This window comes from Candidatus Dependentiae bacterium, from assembly GCA_016191325.1.
Lineage (GTDB): Bacteria > Babelota > Babeliae > Babelales > JACPOV01 > JACPOV01.
The window spans coordinates 236097-260460 of the sequence record JACPOV010000008.1 but is presented as its reverse complement, the minus strand read 5'-3'; the positions used below and the strand labels follow the sequence as shown (position 1 = coordinate 260460).

Below are 24364 nucleotides of genomic sequence, written 5' to 3'. Positions count from 1 at the left end.
ATAAAATGAGAGGTTATTATGAAGAAACTATTAATTGCACTTTTACTTGGCTGTTTTGCGTTAGCTAATTCTCTTCACTTAGCTGCGATGCAAACTTTTAATGCTCATCCCGATACTGGATCAGCTCTTGCAAAATTGGCACCAGAAGGAATAATCCCCTTAAAGGAAAAAGCTTATCGTGTTAAAGCTATAACTCAAAAATCTTCTTACGGCGACAATTTAGTAGAATTCAAAGCAATAGTGCACGATTCACAGTTCAATTATTACGAATTATATTTTGCAAAAGATCCAAATCATCAGTTCTTGAATGCGGCTAAATTTACACTTACTCCACTTACTCAACAACAAACAGAAGCTTTTAAGCGAAAGCTTCAAGAAGCGGAATACTTTAAACAAATTACCAACGCCCTGCCGTTTATTAAAGGCGCTCTTTATACAGCTGGTATTCTTGGTTTGGGTTATTTAATGTATAAGCTTTTAAAATAAGAAAACTTTTAATCTTTGAGGCCCAGTAATCGCTGGGCCTTTTTTATTTAAAACGTTAAATACCCGCCAAAATGGAATCCGTGAAAGCCGATATCGGAAGCGTTAATGCGCGGTGTCGCTTGGCCTGCCACCACTTCAGCAAATCGTGCAAAAGCTATTTGGCTTGGCCAGAAGTTGAAATCGTATCCTAATTTAAACACCACGCTTACCACATCGCAAAACGTTTGCTCATATTGAATACCAATTTGAGCGAAGAGATTTGCGCGTAAGAAAACACGGTTATTTTGCGTAATTTGAAAGAGCGCAGGTTGGGCACCACCGATAGTGGTAAATTGAGTTTGCTCTACAGGAATTTTCCCTATCAAAACCGAAAATTCACCAAGACCATAGAATCCTGCGTTGCGTGAAAATTTCCACAGGGTATTCACCGCGTTAACTGGGCCGAGTCCATTGAATGCATTCTTGAGTGTTGTAACGGTATGCACGGGAATACTATCAATATTTTGGCCATCCGCAATAATTTCTAACTGTTCTTTGAGTACGACGCCAACTAAACCAAACGTATACCCGAATGAAATATTTTTGTCTGTATAGAAAGGCCGCTTTGCAGAAACAGCAAAGCCGATAAATGAATCAGAAAAATTTGCGCTCACTGCGGTGGGTAACGTTATTTGTGAACTAAAATCCCAAAGAAGGCCGATGCGTGTTGAATCATTTGCTAAAGTAGAATCACTTTTCTTTTGCGCAAACCGAATAGCGTTTGCATCTATTTCCCAATGGGATGAGGGAGAAAAATAACCGAGCCCTATGCGAAAACCGGGATCGTACGACGGCGTAACGTTCGTAAATTTTTGGTTTGTGCTCAGCGTAACTGCACCCTGAGTCGTGGTTTCGAAAGTGATCGCATACGGAATAAAGAAGTTCGTGCGCCAATAAAGCGCTTCTCCTATTGCTATCACGCCCTTTTTTTTGTTTTGCCCGTCGGAATCTGCTGTTATGGCGGGGACTAAAATAAAAGAGCTCAATAAAAGTAACAATACATTTTTTTTCATTCTCTCTCCTTTTACAATTCAATGTACCTTACTAAGATGGGGTAAAATTGGCAATAGGAGATTATTTGCGAAAGAAAATTTTGCGAGGGCCAAAATCTAAGAGAACATGCGAAAAAGCGCCAGCAAAGAAAAAAAGCAAATCAAAAAATACCATGCGCGAATATGAAGCAGCTGTGCAAGAAACGACTACCAAAATCATCGCACAAAGAGCACCGATAAACCACATCGAATGCGTAACACCCCGATGTTTTACTGTCAAAGGAACTAATGCAAGGGTGCTCATGATGGCGACATCGGTGATCCGACGTTGCCAAAGTAGTATCACGAAAACTACCGCAATCACTCTAAAAAAAAGCTGCTGCCCCTTACTTTTAATATCAATATCGGGAAATAATGCACCAATGCATGCGCAACATAACCATTCAAACAAAGTTGAAAACGATGCCGACATAAACCCTATGGTAAAAAGCAGTAATCCAAATGAAGTAACGCCGCCAACTAAATGTGTTTTGTATCCGGGCATTTTTTATCTCCAGCAAAAAATTGACTCGCAAAAATACAATTTATAGCAAGATTATCGTTTTACTTAAAGTTTTAACAGCAGGACAGCAGGTCCGCGCTCGATACAATGTGTTACGCTATGGTTCGATACATTTTGCTCACTCCTGTTCGCAAAACACTCACCACGAGCGGAAGACGCCAGTCCCGCTCGCCCTGAGTAAATGCGAAGCATTTGTATCGAAGGGTCGGGACGAGCGCTGTTTTATAATTTTCATACTGCTCAATAGAATTTTTTTATTTACCTATGATACCATATAAAAAGTTTAACCATCTTGCCGCAGATGAAAGATTTTATACAGACGCTTCTGTAGTTTTCATCTGCATCAACGTAGCACCCGGATAATAAAACTGCAAAATAGATTTATAATGATGCCCCGCATCGAGCATCCGGCGCGCTCCCCACTGGCAAATGCCCATATGATGGCCGTATCCTTTTCCAGTAAAGCAAATTGCTTTCCCTTTTTTTTCTACCGTAAAGCAATAACTCTTAATTTTGCTGCAGAGTGCGTACATTTGTTTGCAATTTAAATGAAGTGCATGATTCGATCCTTGAATCAAAACGCGCTGTACAACGCCAGCTTTATCGCGCTTTACCACTTTAATTTCTCGTATCGATCGAACTGAATGTCCTGCTTTTTTAAGCAGTTCTTGAAAATGCTCCAGCGAATATTCAACACGCCAGCCAAATATTTTGCATCCTTTGCAGAAATTGCATTTTTTTTCTCGCGCCAGATACGGAGCACTTTTAAAATCGATCCCAGTAATATGCGCAGGAATCACACCGCCGCAGCACGAATCAAACATCGCTTCAATTGGCTTTCCATTATACGCCATAATTAATCCACGTGTTTGATCTATCGCTTCCCGCAACCGTTCGCTCGTATGCACGCCATTATAGGTCTGATGAATATTGGTATTTTTAATATGATACAATTTCTTTTTTGTGTTTGCTTCCTGAATTCTTTTCATTACATAACTGCGCGAAGCAACTGCAAAAGCTTTATTAATTTCTAGCGGCCAGCCGGGCCAACTTTCAGAATTAAGGACCGAATAAACATATTCTTCAAGATCAAGGCAATTAATTAATTGAACTACATCTCCTGCTGCGTCAACTAAAAAAGATCCATGATATTGGCGGCCATTAAATTGCAAATAACCTTCGCGTGGTTTAATCGAACAGCGTTCGTGAGCAACTTTTTTTCCATTAATGAAAATAGTTTTTTTCTGCACGGTGAGGCGGATTTCCGGTTCTTGAAAATGTATACCAGAAACGCTTTCATACGGAATCAAATGAAAGCCGGTTTGTGCGTTGATCGTCCAACCCTGAAAATCGGAGCGATGAGTTTCATCCAAAAGCACGTTCACCGTGCACGCTTTTTCTTTTAGCTCTTTTTTTTCGATCAATTCATCTGAAGGCGTTTGCGCTTGGGCGTCTGATTGAAGATTCGTTACCTCAATTGTTTGCTCAATAATTTTTTTCTTGTAGCGATACCGCCACGCAAACGCATCCGGGCACGTAATGAGGAAAAGGAATACGAACGAAAGCCAATTATATCTAGAAAGTGATTGCATGATTTTCAAGGATTTTTTCAAATTCGTGAGGAAGTGATACTTTTTTATCTATCCCTTCATTTGCCGCAGCATCCGCTTCGGCATTATACTCTCGCTTAATATGGCAAAATGAGTAACGTTGATTTGCAAGAAGCACCCACGCTAACTCAAATAATTTTTTAAGATGAATATCTTTAACGCGGTATTCACCCTTCATTTGCTTAATAAGAAGTTCTGAATCGGCCATGATATAAAGCATATCATCCGGCTCTATAAGTTTTCGGCCCAGATAAATGCCTAAAAGGAGACCAAAATACTCGGCCTGATTATTTGTTTTGTGCCCAAGATAAAAACCTTTTGCTTTCACCAGTTCGTCGTCTTTTTTAATAACGACTCCCGCTCCCGCAATTCCTGGATTTTTTCGTGCTGCACCATCAACAAACAGCTGCCACGTATGACCCTTCTTTATTTTTGGCTTTGTCGGTTCAGTGCAATGCTCAAAAAGCGAAAGCTGGGTCATGATGCGGGTTTTTCCTGAGTATCTGATTCACGGGTCGGCCGCTCAAGATAAAGAAATCTAAAACAGTCACGGCACACTAATAATTTATTCTTGCGCAATTCACTAATATCTTTTTGAGAGATCTGATAGAAGCATGCGCTACAGCTTCCGTTGTGCACCGGAACTACCGGATTGGATACTTTTAATCGCATAGATGCATATTTTTCAAGCCATTCTGCAGGAATGCCTTCTTCTTTCTGCACACGAACAACCAAAAGCTCTTTGATTTTGCCATCGATAGCAGCAATTTTTTGCATCACCTCTTGAATGACAACATCAAGTTCTGCAGATCTTTTTACGCAAAACGCTTTTTTTTCTTCGGTCTCTTTTTGAGTTACTTCGTACGTTTTCCACGCGGCAATAAGACCATCTTCTAGCCCCAACTGCTTTTTTTTCACCGTTTCTATTTCATGCTTAAGCGATTCATATTCGCGCTGGCTGGATGATTGTTCCAAGCGCGCTTTTTTGCCTTTTTCTTGTTCATCAAGATCGGCCATTTCTCGCTCTTTTACATCTACTTCTTTACGCATATCGTGAAGATGTTGCTTTGCATTCTCCATGGAGATCTGAAGAACATCAAACTCGTGCTTATGCGTATGAAGTTCGTGCTGCAGCTTAGTTCTTTCTTTTTCTGCAGAGACAATAGATTGATCGTACTGTATAAGATCTATGAATTTTGAGAGTGGGTACTCATTCATAAAGTAACCCCTTTTTTTTCTAACCCTCATTCTGAGGGTGTTTTTTGAAAAAATACTAATTATAAAAATAACTCATTTGCTCACCATAGACATCCCTCGATACAATTTGCTTCGCAAATCACTCGGGACGAGCGCGCAAACCAGTCGAGAAAATATATCCCTTAAAGAGATGGCAGCGCCATCCGTAGCTTGCCGAGCCTGATGGCCCGCATAAACGTTGGATGGTGGGCCCACCAGGATTCGAACCTGGGACCTCTCGGTTATGAGCCGATTGCTCTCACCGCTGAGCTATGGGCCCGTTTATTTTTATAATTGCTCGTTATTATATCGCAATATTTGGCGATAAACAAGAAGCCCGCATAATCGATCTAAACTTCCTTTGCATAAGAATAATTTTTTGTTAAATTGAAATATATTAATGTCCGTCTGGATAACCAAAGAGCTCCTGTATCATGAACAAAATTGTTTTTACTTTCTGAATTTATTGGCGACGGTTACGGCATAGCGCCGGGCTAACCTATGCTCAATTTCACTTGCCAATACAAACTCTTCTACGTTTTTCTTACAAAATCATTAGCATTTATTTAAAAATTGGACTCTTATGCAGAAACTATTAAAAATAATAAATATCAAAAAAAAGTATGAATCTCATCAGGTTTTGAATGGCATTAATTTAGACATTTATAAAGGCGAAATTGTAAGTCTTTTGGGTGTTAACGGTGCAGGTAAAACAACGCTATCTTCTATCATTGCAACGCTCCATCCTGCAAGCGGAGGGGATATTGAATATAACGGTGAATCAATTTACAAAAACATTCCCGATTTTAGATTCAAATTAGGCTATTGCCCACAAAAACCAAATCTTCATCCGATGCTGACGCTCAAAGAAAATCTTGAACTTGCAGGCCAATGTTATGGGATGGATAAAGAAGCGATCGAAGCCCGGATTAAAGAGCTTGCGCATCAGTTTGGCCTAGACAACTATTTGAATGAAAAGGCCTCAATATTATCTGGCGGTTATAAACAGCGATTTATGATCGCGCGCAGCCTTATTCATAAACCAGAATTTATTATTCTCGATGAGCCAACGGTTGGGCTTGATCCCCATATCCGCCGCAATTTATGGGAAGTTATTAAAAATCTCAAGAAAGATGGTATCACGGTCTTGCTCACAACGCATTATCTTGATGAAGCAGAAAAACTCTCAGATCGCGTCTGCATTCTTGATAAAGGCAATATTAAGCTCATTGATACACCAGATAAATTAATGGCCGATTTCCAGCAAAAAAATCTCGAGGATGTTTTTATTCAATTACTCAAAACAAACGACGATCAAAACTAAAAAAATAAGTTGAAAGAAATAAGGTATGAATAAAACATTTTATTTTAATGTGTATAAAGCACTTATCAGCGCAGATCTGAAAGTGTTTAAGCAGTCACTTCTTGATAAGTGCATCGATGTCGGCATTTGGGTAATACTTACGGTTGTGGTCACAGGATACGTGATGCAACATTTTGGCCTCGCGCGTGATTTCGGGCCATTCCAATTTGCCGGGATAATTGCTGCGATTGGCCTTTTTGAACTCTATGGCAATGCGGTTGAGCTTGTTTCGGATTTTGAAGGTGATCGCGTAATTAATTATAATCTGACGCTGCCAATTCCTTCATGGCTCGCAATTACGAGCAAAGCTAGTTTCTATTTTATTGTATATTGCATTCTCACATTAATAATGTTTCCCTTAGGCAAAATCTGTTTATGGAATCAACTAGATTTGGCGCAGATTAATTATTTCAAATTTACGCTTATTTTAATTGCACAAAACATTTTTTATGCTTGTTTTCTCCTGTGGGCCGCAAGCATTATTGCAAATATGGCAAAACTTGGGAGCATTTGGGCCCGCTACATTTTTCCAATGTGGTTTATGGGAGGATTTCAGTTCTCTCAATTTGCTCTATTGAATGCCATTCCATGTCTTGCGTATATCAATTTTCTTAATCCTATGATTTATATCACCGAAGGTGCGCGCGCAGCAATGCTTGGTCAAACTGGCTATATTAATTTCTGGCTATGTTTTATAGCCACTTTAGCATTTGCGTCGTTAGCGCTCGCATTAGGGATGAGAAATTTGAAAAAGCGACTTGATTTTGTTTAAGAGAATATTCGGTATATATTATATTTATTGGGATTTAACGTATGATATTGAAGTGAATTCTGAAAGAGAAAATCCACATTCAATTGCAAAAAAATTAAGGAATTATGTCTACCTTAGAAAAAAATGTAGTTCAAGCTTGGGGGGCACAAGGGAAAGAATGGCTTAAGAATCTGCCTACTATTGTCGAAGCAATAACAGCCAAATGGCAATTAACAGATCTGACGCCGTTTACGAACCTTTCGTACAATTATGTACTTAAAGGTTTCCAATATAAAAAGCCGGTTGTGGTAAAAATGGGCTTTGATAGTCTTGCCATAAAACAAGAAGGCTTGACGCTCGATACGTATAACGGAAGCGGCTCAGTTCGATTACTTGATGCTGATTTATCTATGAACGCTTTGCTTATTGAGCACTCACTTCCAGGAGCGACGCTGAAACCTTTTTTTTCACAGCGTGATGATCAAGCAATCGCGCAAACAATATCGGTTATAAAACGATTGCATGCAATTCCCGTAGCCGAACCGACGCTGTTTCCCGATCTTCAGGAATGGCTCAAAGCGCTAGAAAATCCACATCCTGCATTATCAACGATGCATATTAACAAAGCGCGCGAATTATCTAGTTCGTTACTCGCAACGCAAAAAGAAAAAGTATTGCTTCATGGCGATCTACATCACGAAAATATTGTATCAAGTACGCGCGATCATTGGCTTGCAATAGATCCTAAAGGAATTTGGGGCGATCCAACCTATGAAGTTGGTGCATTTATCAGAAACCCATTTCCAGAATTATTGCATCAGCAAAACCTCAATGATATTATTGCACGCCGCGTCACGCTTTTTGCAGAGCATCTAAACCTTGACCGCCAGCGAATCCAAGAATGGGCATATGTACAAGCAGTACTTGCAGCCTGTTGGGCAATGGAAGATGGAGAAACCGATCCGCTTTACGCAATGATCGAAGCAGAAATTCTTGAAATAAAATAATCAAATCTATTTATTGTCTCAGCTCTAACTCATTACTATAAAAGTCAAAAAAAGATTTTTTTTGAAGGAAAAAACTATGAGTTCAGTACTTTCTGGTGTAAAAATTGCAATGCTTGTTACCGATGGCTTTGAACGCCCAGAAATGGTTGATACACGTAAAGGGCTTCAAGATGCGGGCGCGACCGTCACATTAATTTCACCAAAATTCCCAAAAGTTAAAGCGCTCAATCATATAGAATGGGCCGATGAATTCCAAGTCGATCTCCCGCTTGAAAAAGCACGCGCGGCAGATTTTGATGCGATCGTATTGCCAGGCGGCATAATAAATCCCGATTTATTGCGCATCATGCCACCTGCCATCAAATTTATTAAAGATTTCGTTGATGCGGGTAAACCAATTGCAGCAATTTGCCATGGCCCTTGGACGCTCATTGAAACTGGTTTTGTTAAAGGAAAAAAGATGACTTCATGGCCTTCACTTAAAACCGATTTGATCAATGCAGGAGCAAACTGGGTTGATCAAAAAGTGGTTGTTGATGGCAAGTTCGTCACCAGCCGCATGCCTGCAGATATTCCTGAATTTAATGAAGCGGTTATTAAAATGCTTTCAAAAAAGAGCTAATTTAAGCCCTACTCTATTAATTAAAATCCCTCTTGTTTTTAGTTCACTTCTCTAGTGGAATAATTTTATAGTTACTTATAAAATTTGCAAATAATTAAATTCGAATAGCCAATCCTGCGATTGACAAATATCCCTATACCTGTAATCTAATAATAGAGATTATTTCTTCAGATAAAAAGGTATAAAAAATGTTTAAAAAAATACTATTTATTTCACTCTTTGCGGTAATGCCGCTTTTGGCTCAGCAACAAAATCAATCATATTGGAATCGCTTTGCACCGACCGCTGCAGCATTTCAAAAATCATTCATGCGTCCATTTGTTGGATTTAAAGTTGCAATGAACAAATATAACCCATTTAGATCATTAGCCTTTTCAATGTTTGTACCCGTAACGATGGCCGAATCAACAACCAATTGTGATACGTTGAAAAAAATGTTTGAAAAAGATCTAGCAAATATGAAAAAGGTTTTTGGTAAACCATTTGATCTTTATGCGTACGCCAACTGCCCCGAATTGCTTGCAAAGGCTGCTCATGAAGGGATAGATGTAAATAAAACACATTTTCATCGTCAGACTGCAATGCATGAGGCTGTAGAAAAAGGAAATTTTCAATCGGTTAAAGTTCTCATTGCTCATAATGGCAATGTAAATGCGCGAGACGGCTTTGGCGATACTCCTCTGCATAAGGCCGCGCGCAATAATAATTTTTCTATGATCAATTATTTAGTCGATAATGGTGCAGCTATTGATGCACGCAACGAAGATAATGATCGACCTATTGACATTGCTCTAATGAATCACAAATTATATGCAACGGAACGTTTACTTGAAAGAGGCGCTCGCTTTGATAAAGTAGATTTAAAAAAACTTAGTAGTACGGAACAAAGATCTTGCGATCAACAAAAAGCGCTCTTTACTCGCGAGAAAACTGATCAAATATTTACCGAGCTAGAAAAAGTGAATAAAGAAATTAGGGAGCTTGGTGGATGCACAATAAATTCTACTGACCAGAAATTAGCAGAGGGATGCGAAACTGCGCTTCGAAATCACAAAAAATGGAAAGCGAATGCTGACGCATATTTTCGAATGCAATCAACATGCGAGACTGCTCAAAAATGGCAAGCACTAGTTGACCAATACGTCACAAAAAAACAATAAAGGATATAAAAATGTTTAAAAAAGTACTACTTATTTCACTGTTTGCGATAATGCCGCTTGTGGCTGAGCAACCACATCAATCGTATTGGAATCGCTTTGCACCGACCGCTGCAGCATTTCAAAAATCATTCATGCGTCCGTTTGTTGGATTTAAAGTTGCGCTGAGCAAATATAATCCATTTAGATCATTCAGCTCTGTATTTGCGCCAACAATTTACGCATATTCAGGAAAATCTGTTGATGATAGAAATGTTAAGGTTGAATTCTTAACTGATTTGGTAAAAAATTCAATATCTATGAATGATTTCCCCGTTGGGCGTTATCATTATTATCCACATCTTATAAAAACAGCTCTTTATCTGGGAGCCAATCCAAATCACACAGATGAAGATGGCAGATCAGCATTGTATCAAGCTGCAGCTGGATCATTGGACGCGAGCGAGGAATCGGTCAAAATTCTCTTAGACAATGGCGCAAATGCCAATAAGAAAAATACCAATCATAAAGATACACCTCTTCATATTGCAGCTTGCTGCGGTAGTGAAAAAAATGTTCAAGAATTAATTGCTGCAAAAGCGGACGTCAATGCTCAAGATAAATGGGGCCATACGCCACTTAGAGAAGCAATATATTGCGAACATCCTGAGCGTGTAAAAATTCTTCTTGAGAATGGCGCCATTGTAAATGATCAACTTATAGAAAAAGTAAAAAGATCAAAAGATGCTCATTGTGGAATGCGTAAATATATTATACGCAACGACAAAGTGCTAGGTGTAATTAAACCAAATGAAGCGTATATTGAAATTCCTGCTCATGAACGACTTTGCAATAACTATTCCGAAATGCTTGAAATTCTAAACGCTCATAAAAACAAATAAACGTTATATGAATTCAAAGGGAGGCTTTCGCCTCCCTTTTTTATTTGGCATCGCGCATTAAAAAATCTTCACTCTTAAATTTCTTGTTTTAGAAATAAAGGTTCAGCCCAAGATTGAAACCTTGAAAACCAATATCGCTAATTACGGGAGGTAAAACGATTGAGCCTGGTGAGCCTGGTACAATAGGCCGCACAATGTTAATTTGGTTCGGCCAATAGTTAAATTCGTAGCCCAGATTTAAGACAGTGCCTACTCGATCACAGAAACTAATATCAAAATTAATTCCCGCTTCGAGCACTAAATTTAGTTTAAGTGAATTATATAAACTTTCATTCATAGAAGACCGTGGACTCCCGGCAACTACTTCATCAAACGCTTCTCCCGATCGTAATTTACTTTTGAGTACTGCAATTTCTGTTCGCCCATATAAACTAACGCGCTCAAAAACGTTTAATTCTGCATTGAATCCAGTCATCAAACCAAATGCGCGAAATGAATTGAATAGCGTGCCAGAGCTAGTAGTAGGATCGCCACTAAACGAGATACCCGCTGAGTTGATGAGTTGACTTTCTTTCAAGCTCGCGCCTTTGCATCCAAAATAATAACGCAACATGCCGCGGCAACTGGATAAAAACGTTTTTCCTATAACAGCATCAAATGTCTGCATTTTTTCACACAGCTCTGCTTGAACATTATCTACTTCACTCGTTGATACGAATTGATCCCAAACAAGTAAAATAGTTAATGACGGGTCAGCCTGAAGAGCTCGCCGCGCTTTTTGTTTGAACTGAGTCCAGACAAAACTAACATCTAAATTTTCACAATCAAACGTATACCCCGCTCCCAATCTCACACCGACATCATAGTTAGGGTTAATATTTTCCACGCTAAAATTAGAAAAGAATATACTCCCGTCGCTGACAGCAAAATCTTTCGCTGTAGCTGCAAATGGCAATGCAATATTCGTTTTCCAGAATAGAGTTTCGCCAAAAAGATGAAATCCTGGTCTAACCGGCTGATAATCTGCATATGCTCCACCCGTTGCCATACATGCCAGTAGGCCGAGCATGCCCTTTTGAAATTTTTGTTTCACAACCATTCTCCTTTTAAGAAATGAATAAATTCGCTCATTTTCAAAAGTTAAACATAGCAACGTTCTTAATTCATAGCCAAACGTTTGATACTAAAAAAATTAATCTTTAGTTAAGATAATCTAAGCAAAAAATCTTTTAATCGACAGCTGTAGCCCCATTCGTTATCGTACCATCCAAACACCGATGAAAGTGTTCCCAAGGAGCGCGTAAGCAGTGCATCAAGTATTACTGATGAACTATTTCCTGAAAAATCTGAAGAAACTAATGGTTTGGTTTCGACTTCAATAATGCCGCGCATAGATTTTTTTGATGCATCTGTAAATGCATTATTTATTATTTCTGCTGACAATTTTTTTGTCGATATAAACGTCAGCTCAATTAATGAAACTTTGCCAACCGGAACGCGGACTGAAGACATTTCTACTTTTCCTGTTAGTTCTGGCATCACTTTGGGCACCATTTTTGCAGCGCCTGTTGAAGTTGGAATAATATTGAGTGCTGCTGCGCGCGAAATTCGCGGATCTTTTGCCTCAACATCAAGAAGCACCTGCGTATTGGTGTACGCGTGCGTCGTCATCATCATTGCTTGCTCAAGCCCACATGAATCGTGCAACACTTTGAGTAATGGAAACACTGCGTTTGTGGTACAACTGCCAAGCGAAACAATGGTATGCTTTTTTGCATCGTACATTGCATCATTAACGCCCGGAATAATCGCAACATCTTCATCAGTTGCAGGAGCAGAGATGAGCACTTTTTTAGCACCAGCTTTTAAATGCTTCTCAGCATCTTCTCGATGCGTAAATTTCCCTGAACATTCCACCACCCAATCAATAGAAAGTTTTTTCCAGTCGATTTTAGCTGGATCCGATTCAGTAATGAGAATAATTTTTTTGCCATCGATAATTAATTCATTCCCACGCTGTTCGACGCTGCCTGGGAATTTGCCCATTAATGTATCATATTGAAAAAGGTGCCCGATTAAATCGGTTTTGGCAGGGCCAATGTTAATCGCAACGACCTCTAAATCTTTTTTTGCTGCAGCATCAGCCATAATAACGCGCAGAAATGTTTTCCCAATTCTTCCAAATCCATTAATTGCAATTCGCTTCATACTCATTTTCCTTTTTTTGCCCGCATCCTTCGATACAATTTCTCACTTCGTTCGAAATCACTCAGGACGAGCGGGATTATCAACTCTTCCATATCCTGAACATTATTGGATACATTTTTTATTTGCAATCATACGAACATCCTAGGAGAAGTATTTAGTTCCGCTCGTCCTGAGTGAACGCTTTGCGTTTGTATCGAAGGATGAGCAAATTTTAATTAAAGCGAAAAAACTAGTTACAAATACTTACTTAATCCAACTACGTACCAATTCTAGCATTTCTGCTTGCTCTTCATTTTCTACTGGCGGCAGCTCAAGTATTAACGGCACGCTCGCAAATGATTTAATCTGCGTAAAGTCTTTGAGTGCTTGCTCGCCTAAATTCCCTTTACCCAAAATTTCATGCCGATCTTTTTTAGTGCCTAATTTTTCGCTCGAATCGTTTAAATGAATTAATGAAACACGATCTGTGGTGATGGTTTGATCAACTATATGCAAAAACTGTTCGCGCCCTTGAGCAGATGCAATATCATAACCATAGGCATATGCATGCGCGGTATCCAAGCAAAAAGAAACTTTTTCCGGTTGCTCGAGCCGATGATAAATCTCTTTTAAATCTTCAAGATCGCTGCCAACAGTTGCATTTCCATGGGCGGTGTTTTCAATAATAAAATGCATATTCGTTTCATTCTTAATCAATCCGTTAAAAAGGCGCACAAATTGATCAAGGCCCTCTTGCTTGGTCGTCCAGCCGGTAGCGGCTCCAGGATGTATCACTATCGCATTAAAATGAAGCGCTTTTGCCATTTCAATTTCACGGCGTAATAAATGAACCGTATGGCCGGTCTCTTTTCCGCTCAAATTAACCCAATAGGATGCGTGAGCATATAAATAATCGCATTCATCGCGAAGCGCAAGAAATCGATCAATCTCAGGCGATGAAAGTTCTAAATAATTTCCCGTACCCTGATGAATCATAAAACATTGAAAACTTTTAGTGCCCAGTTCCAACGCTTGAGGTATGAGATCCACAATGGATGAAGTAATTCGTAAATGTAAACCGATCGTTCTCATATAAAAAATTCGTGTTGCAAAATAGTGAAGTCAAAAAACGGTTTTAATAATTCAGAAAAATCTTTTTTCAGTCGCTCGAGATCTTGCGGCGAATTTCCTTCAAATCGTAGGGAAAGAACTGGCTGCGTATTTGATGACCGCAGAATTGCCCACCCATACGGAAACGTTGCGCGAATGCCATCAATGGTTATTAATTGTGCATCAGTTCGTTTTTTGAGCTCGGCAAGAGCGTGTTGCATAATTTTTTCTTGTTTTTCCGGCGCACATTCGATGCGAATTTCTCGCGTACTAAATTTTTGCGGGAAAATTTTCAATAAATCATCGAGCGATTTTTTCGATTTGCCAAGTAATTCAAAAAGGCGCAGTAATGCATAAATGCCATCATCGTAACCAAAATAACGATCACTAAAAAAGAAGTGGCAGCTGAGCTCTCCCGCCAAAAGCGCATTATTTTGCTTCATTTGATTTTTGATAATTGAATGCCCAGAGGGGGACATGACAGGAACTGCCTGCCAAGAACTCAGCAATTCAATCAATGCTGAAGAACATTTAATATCAAAAACAATTTTGGCATGAGCGTGATCTTTAATAATTTCGCGCGCGAAAAGTGCAAGCAGCTTATCACCCTGAACGAGCTCACCAGATTTGGTCATCGCCGCCATGCGATCGCAATCGCCATCAAGCCCCGCGCCTAATTGCATATCGGTCGTTTTCAATATATGCCGCACTTGGAGCATATTCTCTTCCACCGTCGGATCCGCTTCGTGATTTGGATACGTACCATCAACCGTTGGATAAAGAAGTTGTACGTTTGGCCATTTCATAGCGCGCACAAGTTCAGGAAGTACCGTACCCGCAGCGCCATTGCCGCAATCAACAATCGCTTTCATTTGCATTCCTCGTAAATGAGGAAAATGATCGCACATCCATGCAATATAAGAAGGAATTACCGCTTTTTCTGTATAAGCACCCTGTTGCGCATTTTTTATGGCAGCGCCCGAATGCATTAATTTTTTTATTTCCTGAATCTGCTGCCCCCAAACCGATTCTTTACCCAAGCACATTTTAATACCGTTGTATTCTTTACCATTGTGCGAAGCGGTCACCATCAAACCGCCATCAACCGGCAGGTTAAACAATGAAAAATAAAGAACGGGCGTTGGGCACATGCCAATAAAAAGAACATCAATGCCGCTTTCTTGCAGCGCTTTGCATAAAAGTTCTTTAATAGCTGCAGAATGGGTTCTGCCATCCATGCCAACCGCTATCGTTTTTATGTTCGGTTTTCGTTGTTTAAAATAAAACGCTATTGCCTGGCCAATACGATAAGCATCAGCTATTGGAAAATCTGTACCAACTTTGCCACGAATATCATATTGCCTGAAAATCACGTCGTTCATTTTCTCAATTCCTTTATATCAAGGCGGTATTTTTGTAGCGTAGCGCAAATAAAGCTAAATGCAATGGAGCGTTATTACCGAATAACCTTGAACCTGTTTGATTAGAAGGCTAAAATGAAACGTGAAAAATAGTTACCTTAGAAAAGAACCATGATCCCGCTCAAAATTCAGCTTAAAAACTTCCTCAGTTACGGTCCACAATTACAAACGATCGATTTTGCGCCGTACCATTTAATCTGCCTTAATGGAAAAAATGGGCACGGCAAATCGGCGCTTCTTGATGCTATTACGTGGGCGGTTTGGGGCCAAGCCCGCAAAACATCGGGCACCGTTAAACCTGATGCACAATTAGTGCGCTTAGGCCAATCGCATATGCTTGTGATTTTTGAGTTCCAATTTAACGGGCAACGGTATCGCATTCGGCGAGAGTATGCAGAAACTGCCGGAAAACCATACGCAGCACTCGATTTTGGGATTATCGATCCGCAAACCGATAAAATTCATTCATTAACCGATAAAACGATTCGAATTACGCAAGAAAAAATCGAATCCATGCTCGGCCTGAGTTTCGATTCGTTTGTTAATACCGCATTCTTGCGCCAAGGGCAATCGAATGAATTCTCAAAGAAAACGCCCAAAGAGCGCAAAGATATTCTTGCATCAATCTTGAACTTAAATCAGTACGATCAATTGCGCAATGCCGCACTTGCAAAAATAAAACATGCAGCCGCTGATTGCCATGTAATTGATCAATTGCACCAGCGCATGACGATTCAGCTCGAGCAAGAACCGCTCTTTTTGGAACAACTTTCACTCGTTGAACACAAAATGAACGAACTGGATGCACAAGCGGTAAACATCGCGCGTGAAACGGCGCACTATGATGAGATTAAAAAAAAGCTCGCCACCGCTCAGCAGCAGCTGCATGTCGCACAATTCAATCACGATCAAGCTGCGCGCGAAACAAAAGAAAAAACTGAACAACTACAAAAACTATTTTCGCATTGGCGCTTAATTCATCACCACCATCGGCAGATGCCAGATACTGCTGAACTTGAAAAAGAACATGCAGCAGCTGCACAGCGCCTTGTACTCTTGCAAGAGCAAGCGCAAAAAAGACTTACTGCGCAACAAGAATATTTAGCGCTCAAAGAAAAGACGTACCGTATTACGCAAAAAAATCAGCAAGAGATACAAACACAGCTCGCGATGCAACAACGCGCGATAGATCGAGTAACATCTTCGATTGAACATAAAAATAACAACCTTATTATTTTCGCGCAGCAAAAAAAAGTGCTTGAAGAAAAAAACTTAGAATTGCAAAAAGTGCATGCTGCGCATAGTGAACAGCATGCAAAGATCGCGCATTTATTAAAAAATAAAGAGCAGCTTGCGCAGCAATTTGAAAAAAGAAAAAATTATTATCATCGATGGAATGCACAGTTTCAAATTATTCACAATGAGCTGATGCAGCTTGAACAAAAAAAATTAATGACCGAAGATATCACCAATCCCAGCTGCCCATGGTGTGAACAAAATTTATCTGCAGCGCGCAAACGTTTTTTAAGAAACAAACTCGATAAAAATGAATATAAAATTGCACATCGCGGCGGCCGTTTAAAAGCGGCACTGGCAAAATTAAAGCAATTATTGATAGATCAGCATACACAGATTGCGCAACTGCAAAAAAATGAACAAGAATTTTCAACGCTGGAACTGATGCAAAAAAATAGTGCACACGATCGAGAAATGTGCGCACGCGAACAAACAGCACTTGATGCAGCAATCCAATCAACTCATAAAGAAATTAATGAACATCAAAAAGAAAATGCGCAGCTCGAAGAACAACGCATAATCTTGCAAAATCGTTTAACCACTTGCGTTCAAGAAGATCCTGAATATAAAGAGGCTATCGCATCGATGCACACGATTGAGCAAGAAGTTAAAGCGATGAACTATAGCGCGGGAGAGCTTGAAAAAGCGACACAACGAGCTGCATCAGTTCAAAAAAAATTAGCCGATCTGCGACAATTAGTGCATGAAGCATCACTACAAAAAGAACGATCCCAAACAATTAGTCAATTATGCGCGCAGATAAAAATCCGCAGAAAAGAATGCGCTGTATTACAAACGCAGCTTGAACAGCATATAAAAGAGAAAAACGAACTTCAACTGGGGTTGGCTTCTGAAAGCAAAATACGAGAGCAAGCTACAATCATTCAACAAGAAAAAGAACGGTTACTCGAGCAAAAAGGCCAATTGGCGCATCAACTAAAAACGTGCGCCACGCTTAAAAAAGAAATGCGTGAGCATATAGAAAAGAAAAAAGAATTGAGCGCCATCATTGATGAATATCAAATAATCGGAACCGCTTTTGGCAAAGAAGGAATCCAAGCGCTCTTGATTGAAGATGCGCTGCCCGAAATTGAGTACGAAGCAAATCTGCTCTTAGCTGAATTAACGCACAATCAAGCGCATATTATTATCGATTCGTTGCGCGATTTAAAAAAAGGCGGCACAAAAGAAACGCTTGAAATAAAAATTTCCGACCCGCTCGGTATTCGGCCCTATGAAATGTTTTCAGGCGGTGAAGCATTCCGCATCGATTTTGCATTGCGTATTGCGATTTCAAAATTATTAGCACGCCGCGCTGGCACTTCACTCCAAACGCTTATTATTGATGAAGGATTTGGTTCACAAGATGAAGAAGGCATTGCGCATATTGCCGATGCGCTCTATAAAATTCAAGATCACTTTGCTAAAATTATCATCGTTTCGCATTTGCCATCAATGAAAGATAATTTCCCCATACACTTTTTAATCGAAAAAGGTCCTCATGGAAGTAGTATTACAGTACATCAACAAGGATAAAATGATAAAGGCATCATTGGTATTCCTAGGTTTCTCATTTTGTTACCAACCAGCCTTTGCTATGGATGATAAAAAGTTGTTAGCAGCTGCATATAGTGGAACTCCCGATACTTTAGCTATCATAAGAAAAGAATATTTGCAGCAAAAATGGAATCCTTGGCAGCTACAAATGAAACTCGATCCAGGAGTGGTTCCTATAACTTTAGATGATATATCTTTTGATGAATTAATCATTAATGGTAGCCCGGGAAGTCATAAACTAGAACCATTCAACGATACCTTAAAAAAATTCCCTCTAGCGACTCGCATTTTTTGCAAAAAACTTATAGAAGAAAAATCAAACGAATCGCAGGACAAAAAATAGGTCATGAAAATGAGTCCTCTTTCACCATTAATCTTTATTTTCATTTTTAGTTCAGTTATTTCGGCGATGGAGAAAAAAGAAATAATCCATCCACTGGAAACTCCGGATATTATCAAATTAACCGCTTACGCACTTGTTGATGTATGCAAAGATACTCCAGGGATAGTACTCCCATCCCTTATAAATCTTTCGTCAGTAAATAAATTACTACGAAAAACGGTACTCCCCCTACTCAATGAACGAGACAAAACCACCGGTGAATTGTCAGAAGCATCTGCGCAATTTAACAACTATGCAATATCAACACTCGAAAATCATTTTCATAGACTTGGGAAAAACTCCCCTAAGTGTTTAGCAACAGCATACCTAGGAACACCTTTTTGTTTTCCAATAATAAAAAAAGAATATGAAACCTCTTCGCCGTCAGACTTTAGCGAAAAATTAGATGGTTTTTCTTGGACTGAGGAGAAAAGCAAGCGCTTTGCTCTGATGCATGGTATAAGGTTCGTCACAAAATGGGAACCGTTAGATCAGACCTTAAAGAAATTTCCCCCATCAACTCAGAAGTTTTGCAATAAACTGATAGAAGAAAAGCAAAAAGAAAAAACTGCCGATGAATAAAATATTCATGAAAATGCGCCCTCGTTCATCATTAGTCTTTATTCTCCTTTTTAGCTCAGTTATTTCGGCCATGGAAAATAAAGAAATAATTCATCCTATAGAAATTCCGATCTTCTCCAAATTAACTGCTTATGCACTTGTTGATATATGTAAAGATACCCCACAGGAATTACTCTCATCTCTTTTAAATCTTTCGTTAATAAATAAAACTGTTCGCAAATCAGTATTCCCTTTGTTTAACGAACGAAACAAAGATACCGGAGATTTATCAAAAGAATCTGAGTTATTCAATAACTATGCAATGTCCATACTAACAAAGCATTTTGAAACCCAGGCAAAATTCTCACCCCATTGCGTAGCTGCAGCATATATAGGGACTCGATATGCTCTGTCTATTTTGCAAAAAGCATATGAGCCATCCACAACTTTAAAAATATTTCAAAGCAAACTGGATCCACGTTTTATACCAATTAAAAGTCGCACAGTAGGTGGGCTTCTACCAGTTGTGATCAGAGTAATGAATGAGCCCGAACCTTTTGAAGACACATTAAAAAAATTCCCACCATCAACACGCAATTTTTGCAAAAAACTTATACAAGAAAAACCAAAAAATAATTCTTGATTCTTATTTTATTGCATTGCTTGCAGAAGCTTTCCTATGCTGCCTTCAGAACTATTATTGGAGGCGGTTGAATGTTCAAAAAATTATTTTTTCTTCTCATTATTTTGATGGCACCCATTTTTCTTTCAGCCGGCACGTGGAATGTTTTTTGCTATATGGATTCCAGCGATGATCTGAACGATATGGCAATAAAAAATATTACCGAAATGATTCATGCTCAGCCAAATGAAAATGTTACTTTCTTGCTTCAGGTTCATGCATATAGAGATGTAGCCCTTCGTTATCAGATTACAAGAAATGGGCTGCAGTTTTTGCAAGAATCAACCCTGAGCGGGAAAAGTACCCAAGATTTTATCGATGCTGCGCAATGGGCTTTTGCTGGAAAAAAAGCGGATCACTCGATGCTTATTTGCTCAAATCATGGTTGGGGAATTTTAGATCCGTTCTGGAGTGCTGAAGATAAAGAATGGCAGCTGGAATCGTATCAAGATTGCGAAAGTGAAGCAACGTGTAGCTTGCCACGATGTGTGAAATCGAGTTTACAAGAACATCGTTTGCATAAAGGGTTTATGTTCAATGATGCAGCGCATACGTATCTAAATAATAAAGATTTCGTTGAAAGCTTATCTTTCATCACAGAACATATTTTAAACGGGCAAAAACTCGATATTCTCGGATTTGATACCTGCATGGGAGCGATGTTTGAAGTGGGCTATCAGCTGGCTCCTTTTGCTCGCTATTTGGTGGGTAGTCAAAGTTGTTCGTTACGCGATGGATTTAACTATTTTGAGATCATTAAAGCCCTTAATAATTCACTAGAACCAAAAGAATTAGCAACTGGCATGGTTCATGCATTTAACGATTATTATGCAAAAAATGATGCATCAGGAATTTATACGCATGCTGCACTCGATTTATCGTTAGCAAATGAGGTACGGATATCTTTTGATCGTGTCCTTGAACTTTTGATTGATGCGCATTTTATTGATCTTGCTGCGCAAGCATGCAGCGAAAGCCCAACATTTTGCATGTGGCCGATGTATACCGATTTTGTTACGCTGTGCAAAATAATTGAATCAAAGCTTTCTAAATACTCGTATGCGTTTCCAGCAATCAAAAAGGCAATGCAAGAATTTTATATTACAGCGGAGAAATTCGTCATAGCGCGCTGTGGTGGATTCTCTACCAACGATTTAGCTCACGGTTTTGCTATTTACGCGCCAAACGGGAAGATTGACGCTTCGTACTACGGTACAAAATTTGAGCAAGAATCCCTATGGATTAAAATCTTGGAATATGCACAAAACAACAAGATAAATTAACAAACGACTCGTTTTTCATCGATCGCCTTTTTGTGCATTCGTCCTAAATAAAATGCAATGAAAAACCAGCATCCAATAATGCCAAATCCTAAATAGCTTGCCCATAATGCATGGCGCGCCCGCCCTGCAACCTCTCCTAAGTTTTTTTGCATAGGCGTCAGCATCATATTAAAAAGCGAACCGCTTTGTTTTGCGCCGCGCGAACCAAAAGCATCAATCCACGCTTGCGATTTAAAACGAACATCATGGGTGGTTGGAATATAAAGCTGTTTAACGGCGGGGCTATTTAACGAATAATTAATAGCTTTTGAACTTGCCATGAGTGCAAATAGGAAGGTGAGACTATTAAGGGTAACAAAACCGAGCGTGGCCGCTGCATAAATCACCGGCATAAGCAGAAGCGCTATCGCAACGCCAAAAAATCTGGCAATGTTTCCTATACCGCAGAGTAAAAAAATAAGAGCAATCAGATTCACTGAACTGCCATAAATTCCTAAAAACTCAGCAAGCTCAACGCCGCTATAATGCTGCGCCGCAAGCGAATTAAAATGCACATCAAAAATAGTGCTCAAAAAATCGGGAAATGCGATCACCGCAAAAATTCCTAATAAATATGAATGGCTCAGCAATAAATAAAGACCTTCAAAAAATCCCATTTCCTGCTTTTTCTCTTCTGACGATTCATTTTTCCCATGGAATGAAACCAAAAGGTCGGCGGGCGTAAAGATAAAAAAACGTTTAAGCAAAAATATCAAATAAAAGATTGCGGCAGCACAAATAAATAGAGAAAGCGCACTTGTTTCAAACCCTAAACGTAACGGCAAGCTCGAAATAAAATAGGGGCCGGCAATACCGCCTAATTGCCCGATTGCTACAATGAGTGAAAACCCTTTTTTTGCAGATTCTGGCTGAGTGGTATCTGCTGCAATTGCCCAAAATAGTGCAGGAAATAAAGCACCAAAGCTTTCTGAGAAAATATAGAAAACATATACCAAGAAAGTGCTGCCCAAGTTTGAAAAAGTAGTTTCTGATCCATTCAAAAGGCATTCTGCTTGCGCAATGTGCCCAGTTAATAAAAGAATCCCAAAAAATACGGAACACGCACCATAAATTACAGCAAGTAGATAGAAAACTTTTTCCCGTGCAAACTTTTCAAGAAGTTTAGTATATAAAAGTACAACAGGAATAAGACAAATAAATGAGATTGTTTTTGCCCACGGTATTTGGCTCGCACCGATTAAACTGCAAAATATCGCGGTTTTAAGCTGACTTAATGTCCAATACACACCGATAATAAACGCAAACAGCGCACCCATTCTCAAGAATTTCTTAAATTCTTCAGTTTCAAAATTCCCAAAAATCGGTTTTGCTAGTTTTTTAAAAAAAGAAAGGAACATAAGTCGGAACCTCACTGAAAGGTAAAAAATAAGTTACCGTCATTCTATACCAACTTATTTATTATGATACTTATTAAGTGTGCTATAAAAAGGGCTTTTTACTCAAGAGTTATGAAGCGAGGAGATCGTTTGAGTTAAATTCCCGGAAATAAAACACAATACCCAGCTAGGACTATTTTGAGCCAATTTCGGATGGCCACTCCCTTGCAAAATATATCTATCAGAAAACATTTTAATTTCTTACAGCATCGCCAAAACGCCAATATCTACCCCCTTTTGACTATCTTAGACTGAAAAGTAAAATAGTAGTTATGAATAAGCACATCAAAACTTTTTCACTAAGATAAAATTAACATTCTGATGGGGAGTTATTTATGGAATCTATTTTTCTCAATCTACCATTTTTGCCCAAAGATACTTCATGGTTTCGTCTTGTGGCGGACGCAATGACCGTTGGCGCTGCATTATATGGTATCTTTCGGGTGTGGCCAACTTTCGTTCGCCAAAAAAGAACTGAAAGCTTAATTGCTGACGCAAAAGAAGCATCAGAGATTATTTCTGATGCCGAAGAGATATGTTCTCGTTTAGTTCTTACGGTTAAAAAAGCTCAGCAGAATCCTGAACTCATTGATGAAGAAAAACATATGCAATTACAAATCGATGCATTGGCAGTATTTAATAAACTGCGTAATGCGTTGCGCTTGCTTTGTAAAAATTCAGATATTGCGCACAATACTATTGTTTATCTTACTGCTTGCATTGAAAAACTAGAACAGATATGCAAATCGCAGTATCCCCATTTTCCCTCATTGCAGAAAGTTCTTGATGTGGTTGAAAAAGTTGGACTGTTGAATAAAAACGAATTTAACTTTAAGCAATTTGAAGAATTGCGCGAAGTATTACTTCAAATTCATGATCTGGAACGATAGCTCAAAAGAATTTTTTCTCACAGAATGTGCATATCGTTTGGATCAAATGCTGGGAAATTAAAGCATAATACTCGAACAGGACTATTTTGGGCCGATTTGAGATGATGCACCATACCCGGCAATAAAGTAACCGATTCGCCGACGTTTAAAATCTGATAGTTGCCATCAATTTCAATAGACAACTTCCCGTTCACAACGACGAAAACTTCTTTGCCTACCTTGTGATAATGTTTTGGAGAATCGTTTATCTCAAGCAATGCAACGCTCCATTTATCATTTGTTTTACTGCCGGATATTAAATCGTAAGCTGCATAACTTCCACAATCAATTCTATCTGGAAAGAATTGTGCATCGAGTGGAGGTAAAATGGCAGGTTCATTCGTTTTCCATTCGAACGATTCCTGTGGAATATCAAAAAAAATATCGTCTCGGTAATCAAGCCCCGGTAAATCTATGCGGAGAAACTGCGCTTTTTTTGTTTCCGGCGTGAGAGCATGGATGATTCCAGGATTAAACGTAACACTATCTCCAGGATGGAGTATCGTTTCTTCATCAGCAATGCGCCCCTGTACTTTGCCTTCTACTACAACCGCAATTTGCTTTTGTAATTTATGATAATGAGGAATAATAGGGCCAGACATTTCAAAAAGCCCAAGCCGCCATCCTTGATCTGCCTGCAACGGTATCATTGGAAAAACCATTAAATGCGGATTTATTTGATACGCTTGCCGCTCCGGCGTCGATATATAGTTCACCATAGTATGCCCTAAATGCGTAAATTAAATGAGAAAGCTGTTGAAAAAGAGTAATGCATTATTAAAGATTGTCCACTGAAGATTAATTTATGTGCGAT

General features: G+C 39.2%; 24 protein-coding genes and 1 tRNA gene. 13 read left to right on the top strand and 12 right to left on the bottom strand.

Annotated features, from left to right (window positions below):
* Window positions 1-18: 18 nt before the first annotated feature.
* Window positions 19-486: a hypothetical protein gene (locus HYX58_01590; GenBank protein ID MBI2774678.1), complete on the top strand. Its 468-nt coding sequence runs from the start codon at window positions 19-21 to the stop codon at window positions 484-486.
* A gap of 47 nt (window positions 487-533) precedes the next feature.
* Here the strand turns inward: HYX58_01590 and HYX58_01585 are convergent, their stop codons facing one another.
* From HYX58_01585 to HYX58_01560, 6 genes are all read right to left on the bottom strand, one after another.
* A complete protein-coding gene (locus HYX58_01585) occupies window positions 534-1538 on the bottom strand; it encodes a hypothetical protein (GenBank protein MBI2774677.1) in 1005 nt (334 codons plus the stop codon).
* A gap of 61 nt (window positions 1539-1599) precedes the next feature.
* Window positions 1600-2061, bottom strand: coding sequence for a metal-dependent hydrolase (locus tag HYX58_01580; GenBank protein MBI2774676.1), 462 nt, complete (start codon window positions 2059-2061; stop codon window positions 1600-1602).
* 329 nt (window positions 2062-2390) lie between these two features.
* On the bottom strand, window positions 2391-3671 hold the full coding sequence (locus HYX58_01575) for a SpoIID/LytB domain-containing protein (protein MBI2774675.1): 1281 nt from the start codon (window positions 3669-3671) through the stop codon (window positions 2391-2393).
* The gene (locus HYX58_01570) at window positions 3655-4170 is read right to left on the bottom strand and encodes a ribonuclease HI family protein (protein ID MBI2774674.1); all 516 of its coding nucleotides are present in this window, start codon (window positions 4168-4170) and stop codon (window positions 3655-3657) included. The genes HYX58_01575 and HYX58_01570 overlap by 17 nt, the downstream gene beginning before the upstream one ends.
* Entirely contained in the window at window positions 4167-4907 is a 741-nt protein-coding gene (locus tag HYX58_01565) for a hypothetical protein (protein ID MBI2774673.1), read from the bottom strand. Before HYX58_01565 ends, HYX58_01570 begins: the two co-directional genes overlap by 4 nt.
* A 222-nt stretch (window positions 4908-5129) precedes the next feature.
* Window positions 5130-5205: transfer RNA gene (locus HYX58_01560), tRNA-Ile, on the bottom strand.
* 303 nt (window positions 5206-5508) lie between these two features.
* Between HYX58_01560 and HYX58_01555 the strand changes: the two genes are divergently transcribed.
* The 6 genes from HYX58_01555 to HYX58_01530 all read left to right on the top strand — a co-directional run bounded on the left by HYX58_01555 (window position 5509) and on the right by HYX58_01530 (window position 10706).
* The gene (locus HYX58_01555) at window positions 5509-6249 is read left to right on the top strand and encodes an ABC transporter ATP-binding protein (GenBank protein MBI2774672.1); all 741 of its coding nucleotides are present in this window, start codon (window positions 5509-5511) and stop codon (window positions 6247-6249) included.
* Between the two features lie 25 nt (window positions 6250-6274).
* On the top strand, window positions 6275-7060 hold the full coding sequence (locus tag HYX58_01550) for an ABC transporter permease (GenBank protein MBI2774671.1): 786 nt from the start codon (window positions 6275-6277) through the stop codon (window positions 7058-7060).
* Between the two features lie 104 nt (window positions 7061-7164).
* A complete protein-coding gene (locus HYX58_01545; protein ID MBI2774670.1) occupies window positions 7165-8046 on the top strand; it encodes a phosphotransferase in 882 nt (293 codons plus the stop codon).
* Between the two features lie 76 nt (window positions 8047-8122).
* The gene (locus HYX58_01540) at window positions 8123-8668 is read left to right on the top strand and encodes a type 1 glutamine amidotransferase (GenBank protein MBI2774669.1); all 546 of its coding nucleotides are present in this window, start codon (window positions 8123-8125) and stop codon (window positions 8666-8668) included.
* 188 nt (window positions 8669-8856) lie between these two features.
* Entirely contained in the window at window positions 8857-9828 is a 972-nt protein-coding gene (locus HYX58_01535) for an ankyrin repeat domain-containing protein (GenBank protein MBI2774668.1), read from the top strand.
* A gap of 11 nt (window positions 9829-9839) precedes the next feature.
* On the top strand, window positions 9840-10706 hold the full coding sequence (locus tag HYX58_01530) for an ankyrin repeat domain-containing protein (GenBank protein ID MBI2774667.1): 867 nt from the start codon (window positions 9840-9842) through the stop codon (window positions 10704-10706).
* A gap of 88 nt (window positions 10707-10794) precedes the next feature.
* Here the strand turns inward: HYX58_01530 and HYX58_01525 are convergent, their stop codons facing one another.
* From HYX58_01525 to HYX58_01510, 4 genes are all read right to left on the bottom strand, one after another.
* Window positions 10795-11799 (bottom strand): hypothetical protein, encoded by a 1005-nt coding sequence (locus tag HYX58_01525; GenBank protein ID MBI2774666.1) that lies wholly within the window; start codon window positions 11797-11799, stop codon window positions 10795-10797.
* Window positions 11800-11909: 110 nt separating this feature from the next.
* Window positions 11910-12920, bottom strand: coding sequence for a type I glyceraldehyde-3-phosphate dehydrogenase (locus HYX58_01520; GenBank protein ID MBI2774665.1), 1011 nt, complete (start codon window positions 12918-12920; stop codon window positions 11910-11912).
* Window positions 12921-13157: 237 nt separating this feature from the next.
* A complete protein-coding gene (locus HYX58_01515) occupies window positions 13158-13985 on the bottom strand; it encodes a deoxyribonuclease IV (GenBank protein MBI2774664.1) in 828 nt (275 codons plus the stop codon).
* Complete coding sequence (locus HYX58_01510) at window positions 13982-15385, bottom strand: phosphomannomutase/phosphoglucomutase (GenBank protein ID MBI2774663.1); 1404 nt, start codon at window positions 15383-15385, stop codon at window positions 13982-13984. Before HYX58_01510 ends, HYX58_01515 begins: the two co-directional genes overlap by 4 nt.
* A 150-nt stretch (window positions 15386-15535) precedes the next feature.
* On the opposite strand from HYX58_01510, the gene HYX58_01505 reads away from it, so the two are divergent.
* The 5 genes from HYX58_01505 to HYX58_01485 all read left to right on the top strand — a co-directional run bounded on the left by HYX58_01505 (window position 15536) and on the right by HYX58_01485 (window position 21185).
* Window positions 15536-18256: an SMC family ATPase gene (locus HYX58_01505; GenBank protein MBI2774662.1), complete on the top strand. Its 2721-nt coding sequence runs from the start codon at window positions 15536-15538 to the stop codon at window positions 18254-18256.
* Entirely contained in the window at window positions 18222-18620 is a 399-nt protein-coding gene (locus HYX58_01500) for a hypothetical protein (protein ID MBI2774661.1), read from the top strand. The genes HYX58_01505 and HYX58_01500 overlap by 35 nt, the downstream gene beginning before the upstream one ends.
* 3 nt (window positions 18621-18623) lie before the next feature.
* On the top strand, window positions 18624-19241 hold the full coding sequence (locus tag HYX58_01495) for a hypothetical protein (GenBank protein MBI2774660.1): 618 nt from the start codon (window positions 18624-18626) through the stop codon (window positions 19239-19241).
* Window positions 19234-19863: a hypothetical protein gene (locus tag HYX58_01490; protein MBI2774659.1), complete on the top strand. Its 630-nt coding sequence runs from the start codon at window positions 19234-19236 to the stop codon at window positions 19861-19863. The genes HYX58_01495 and HYX58_01490 overlap by 8 nt, the downstream gene beginning before the upstream one ends.
* A 71-nt stretch (window positions 19864-19934) precedes the next feature.
* Complete coding sequence (locus tag HYX58_01485; GenBank protein ID MBI2774658.1) at window positions 19935-21185, top strand: hypothetical protein; 1251 nt, start codon at window positions 19935-19937, stop codon at window positions 21183-21185.
* Here HYX58_01485 and HYX58_01480 read toward each other — a convergent pair.
* The gene (locus HYX58_01480) at window positions 21182-22582 is read right to left on the bottom strand and encodes a hypothetical protein (protein MBI2774657.1); all 1401 of its coding nucleotides are present in this window, start codon (window positions 22580-22582) and stop codon (window positions 21182-21184) included. The genes HYX58_01485 and HYX58_01480 overlap by 4 nt on opposite strands.
* Window positions 22583-22956: 374 nt before the next feature.
* Here HYX58_01480 and HYX58_01475 point away from each other — a divergent pair, with 374 nt between their 5' ends.
* Window positions 22957-23511, top strand: a complete 555-nt coding sequence (locus HYX58_01475; GenBank protein ID MBI2774656.1) for a hypothetical protein — start codon at window positions 22957-22959, stop codon at window positions 23509-23511.
* A 17-nt stretch (window positions 23512-23528) separates the two neighbouring features.
* Here HYX58_01475 and HYX58_01470 read toward each other — a convergent pair whose 3' ends face one another.
* Window positions 23529-24269 (bottom strand): cupin domain-containing protein, encoded by a 741-nt coding sequence (locus tag HYX58_01470; GenBank protein ID MBI2774655.1) that lies wholly within the window; start codon window positions 24267-24269, stop codon window positions 23529-23531.
* Between the last annotated feature and the right edge of the window lie 95 nt (window positions 24270-24364).

Excerpts from the sequence above, each read along its gene's own strand:
- HYX58_01505 (MBI2774662.1), top strand. The coding sequence starts at position 15,536 with ATGATCCCGCTCAAAATTCAGCTTAAAAACTTCCTCAGTTACGGTCCA.
- HYX58_01585 (MBI2774677.1), bottom strand. The coding sequence starts at position 1,538 with ATGAAAAAAAATGTATTGTTACTTTTATTGAGCTCTTTTATTTTAGTC.
- HYX58_01490 (MBI2774659.1), top strand. The coding sequence starts at position 19,234 with ATGAATAAAATATTCATGAAAATGCGCCCTCGTTCATCATTAGTCTTT.
- HYX58_01545 (MBI2774670.1), top strand. The coding sequence starts at position 7,165 with ATGTCTACCTTAGAAAAAAATGTAGTTCAAGCTTGGGGGGCACAAGGG.
- HYX58_01530 (MBI2774667.1), top strand. The coding sequence starts at position 9,840 with ATGTTTAAAAAAGTACTACTTATTTCACTGTTTGCGATAATGCCGCTT.
- HYX58_01550 (MBI2774671.1), top strand. The coding sequence starts at position 6,275 with ATGAATAAAACATTTTATTTTAATGTGTATAAAGCACTTATCAGCGCA.
- HYX58_01590 (MBI2774678.1), top strand. The coding sequence starts at position 19 with ATGAAGAAACTATTAATTGCACTTTTACTTGGCTGTTTTGCGTTAGCT.
- HYX58_01510 (MBI2774663.1), bottom strand. The coding sequence starts at position 15,385 with ATGAACGACGTGATTTTCAGGCAATATGATATTCGTGGCAAAGTTGGT.
- HYX58_01520 (MBI2774665.1), bottom strand. The coding sequence starts at position 12,920 with ATGAGTATGAAGCGAATTGCAATTAATGGATTTGGAAGAATTGGGAAA.
- HYX58_01565 (MBI2774673.1), bottom strand. The coding sequence starts at position 4,907 with ATGAATGAGTACCCACTCTCAAAATTCATAGATCTTATACAGTACGAT.
- HYX58_01475 (MBI2774656.1), top strand. The coding sequence starts at position 22,957 with ATGGAATCTATTTTTCTCAATCTACCATTTTTGCCCAAAGATACTTCA.
- HYX58_01535 (MBI2774668.1), top strand. The coding sequence starts at position 8,857 with ATGTTTAAAAAAATACTATTTATTTCACTCTTTGCGGTAATGCCGCTT.
- HYX58_01580 (MBI2774676.1), bottom strand. The coding sequence starts at position 2,061 with ATGCCCGGATACAAAACACATTTAGTTGGCGGCGTTACTTCATTTGGA.
- HYX58_01575 (MBI2774675.1), bottom strand. The coding sequence starts at position 3,671 with ATGCAATCACTTTCTAGATATAATTGGCTTTCGTTCGTATTCCTTTTC.
- HYX58_01485 (MBI2774658.1), top strand. The coding sequence starts at position 19,935 with ATGTTCAAAAAATTATTTTTTCTTCTCATTATTTTGATGGCACCCATT.
- HYX58_01555 (MBI2774672.1), top strand. The coding sequence starts at position 5,509 with ATGCAGAAACTATTAAAAATAATAAATATCAAAAAAAAGTATGAATCT.
- HYX58_01495 (MBI2774660.1), top strand. The coding sequence starts at position 18,624 with ATGAAAATGAGTCCTCTTTCACCATTAATCTTTATTTTCATTTTTAGT.
- HYX58_01470 (MBI2774655.1), bottom strand. The coding sequence starts at position 24,269 with ATGGTGAACTATATATCGACGCCGGAGCGGCAAGCGTATCAAATAAAT.
- HYX58_01515 (MBI2774664.1), bottom strand. The coding sequence starts at position 13,985 with ATGAGAACGATCGGTTTACATTTACGAATTACTTCATCCATTGTGGAT.
- HYX58_01570 (MBI2774674.1), bottom strand. The coding sequence starts at position 4,170 with ATGACCCAGCTTTCGCTTTTTGAGCATTGCACTGAACCGACAAAGCCA.
- HYX58_01540 (MBI2774669.1), top strand. The coding sequence starts at position 8,123 with ATGAGTTCAGTACTTTCTGGTGTAAAAATTGCAATGCTTGTTACCGAT.
- HYX58_01500 (MBI2774661.1), top strand. The coding sequence starts at position 18,222 with ATGGAAGTAGTATTACAGTACATCAACAAGGATAAAATGATAAAGGCA.
- HYX58_01480 (MBI2774657.1), bottom strand. The coding sequence starts at position 22,582 with ATGTTCCTTTCTTTTTTTAAAAAACTAGCAAAACCGATTTTTGGGAAT.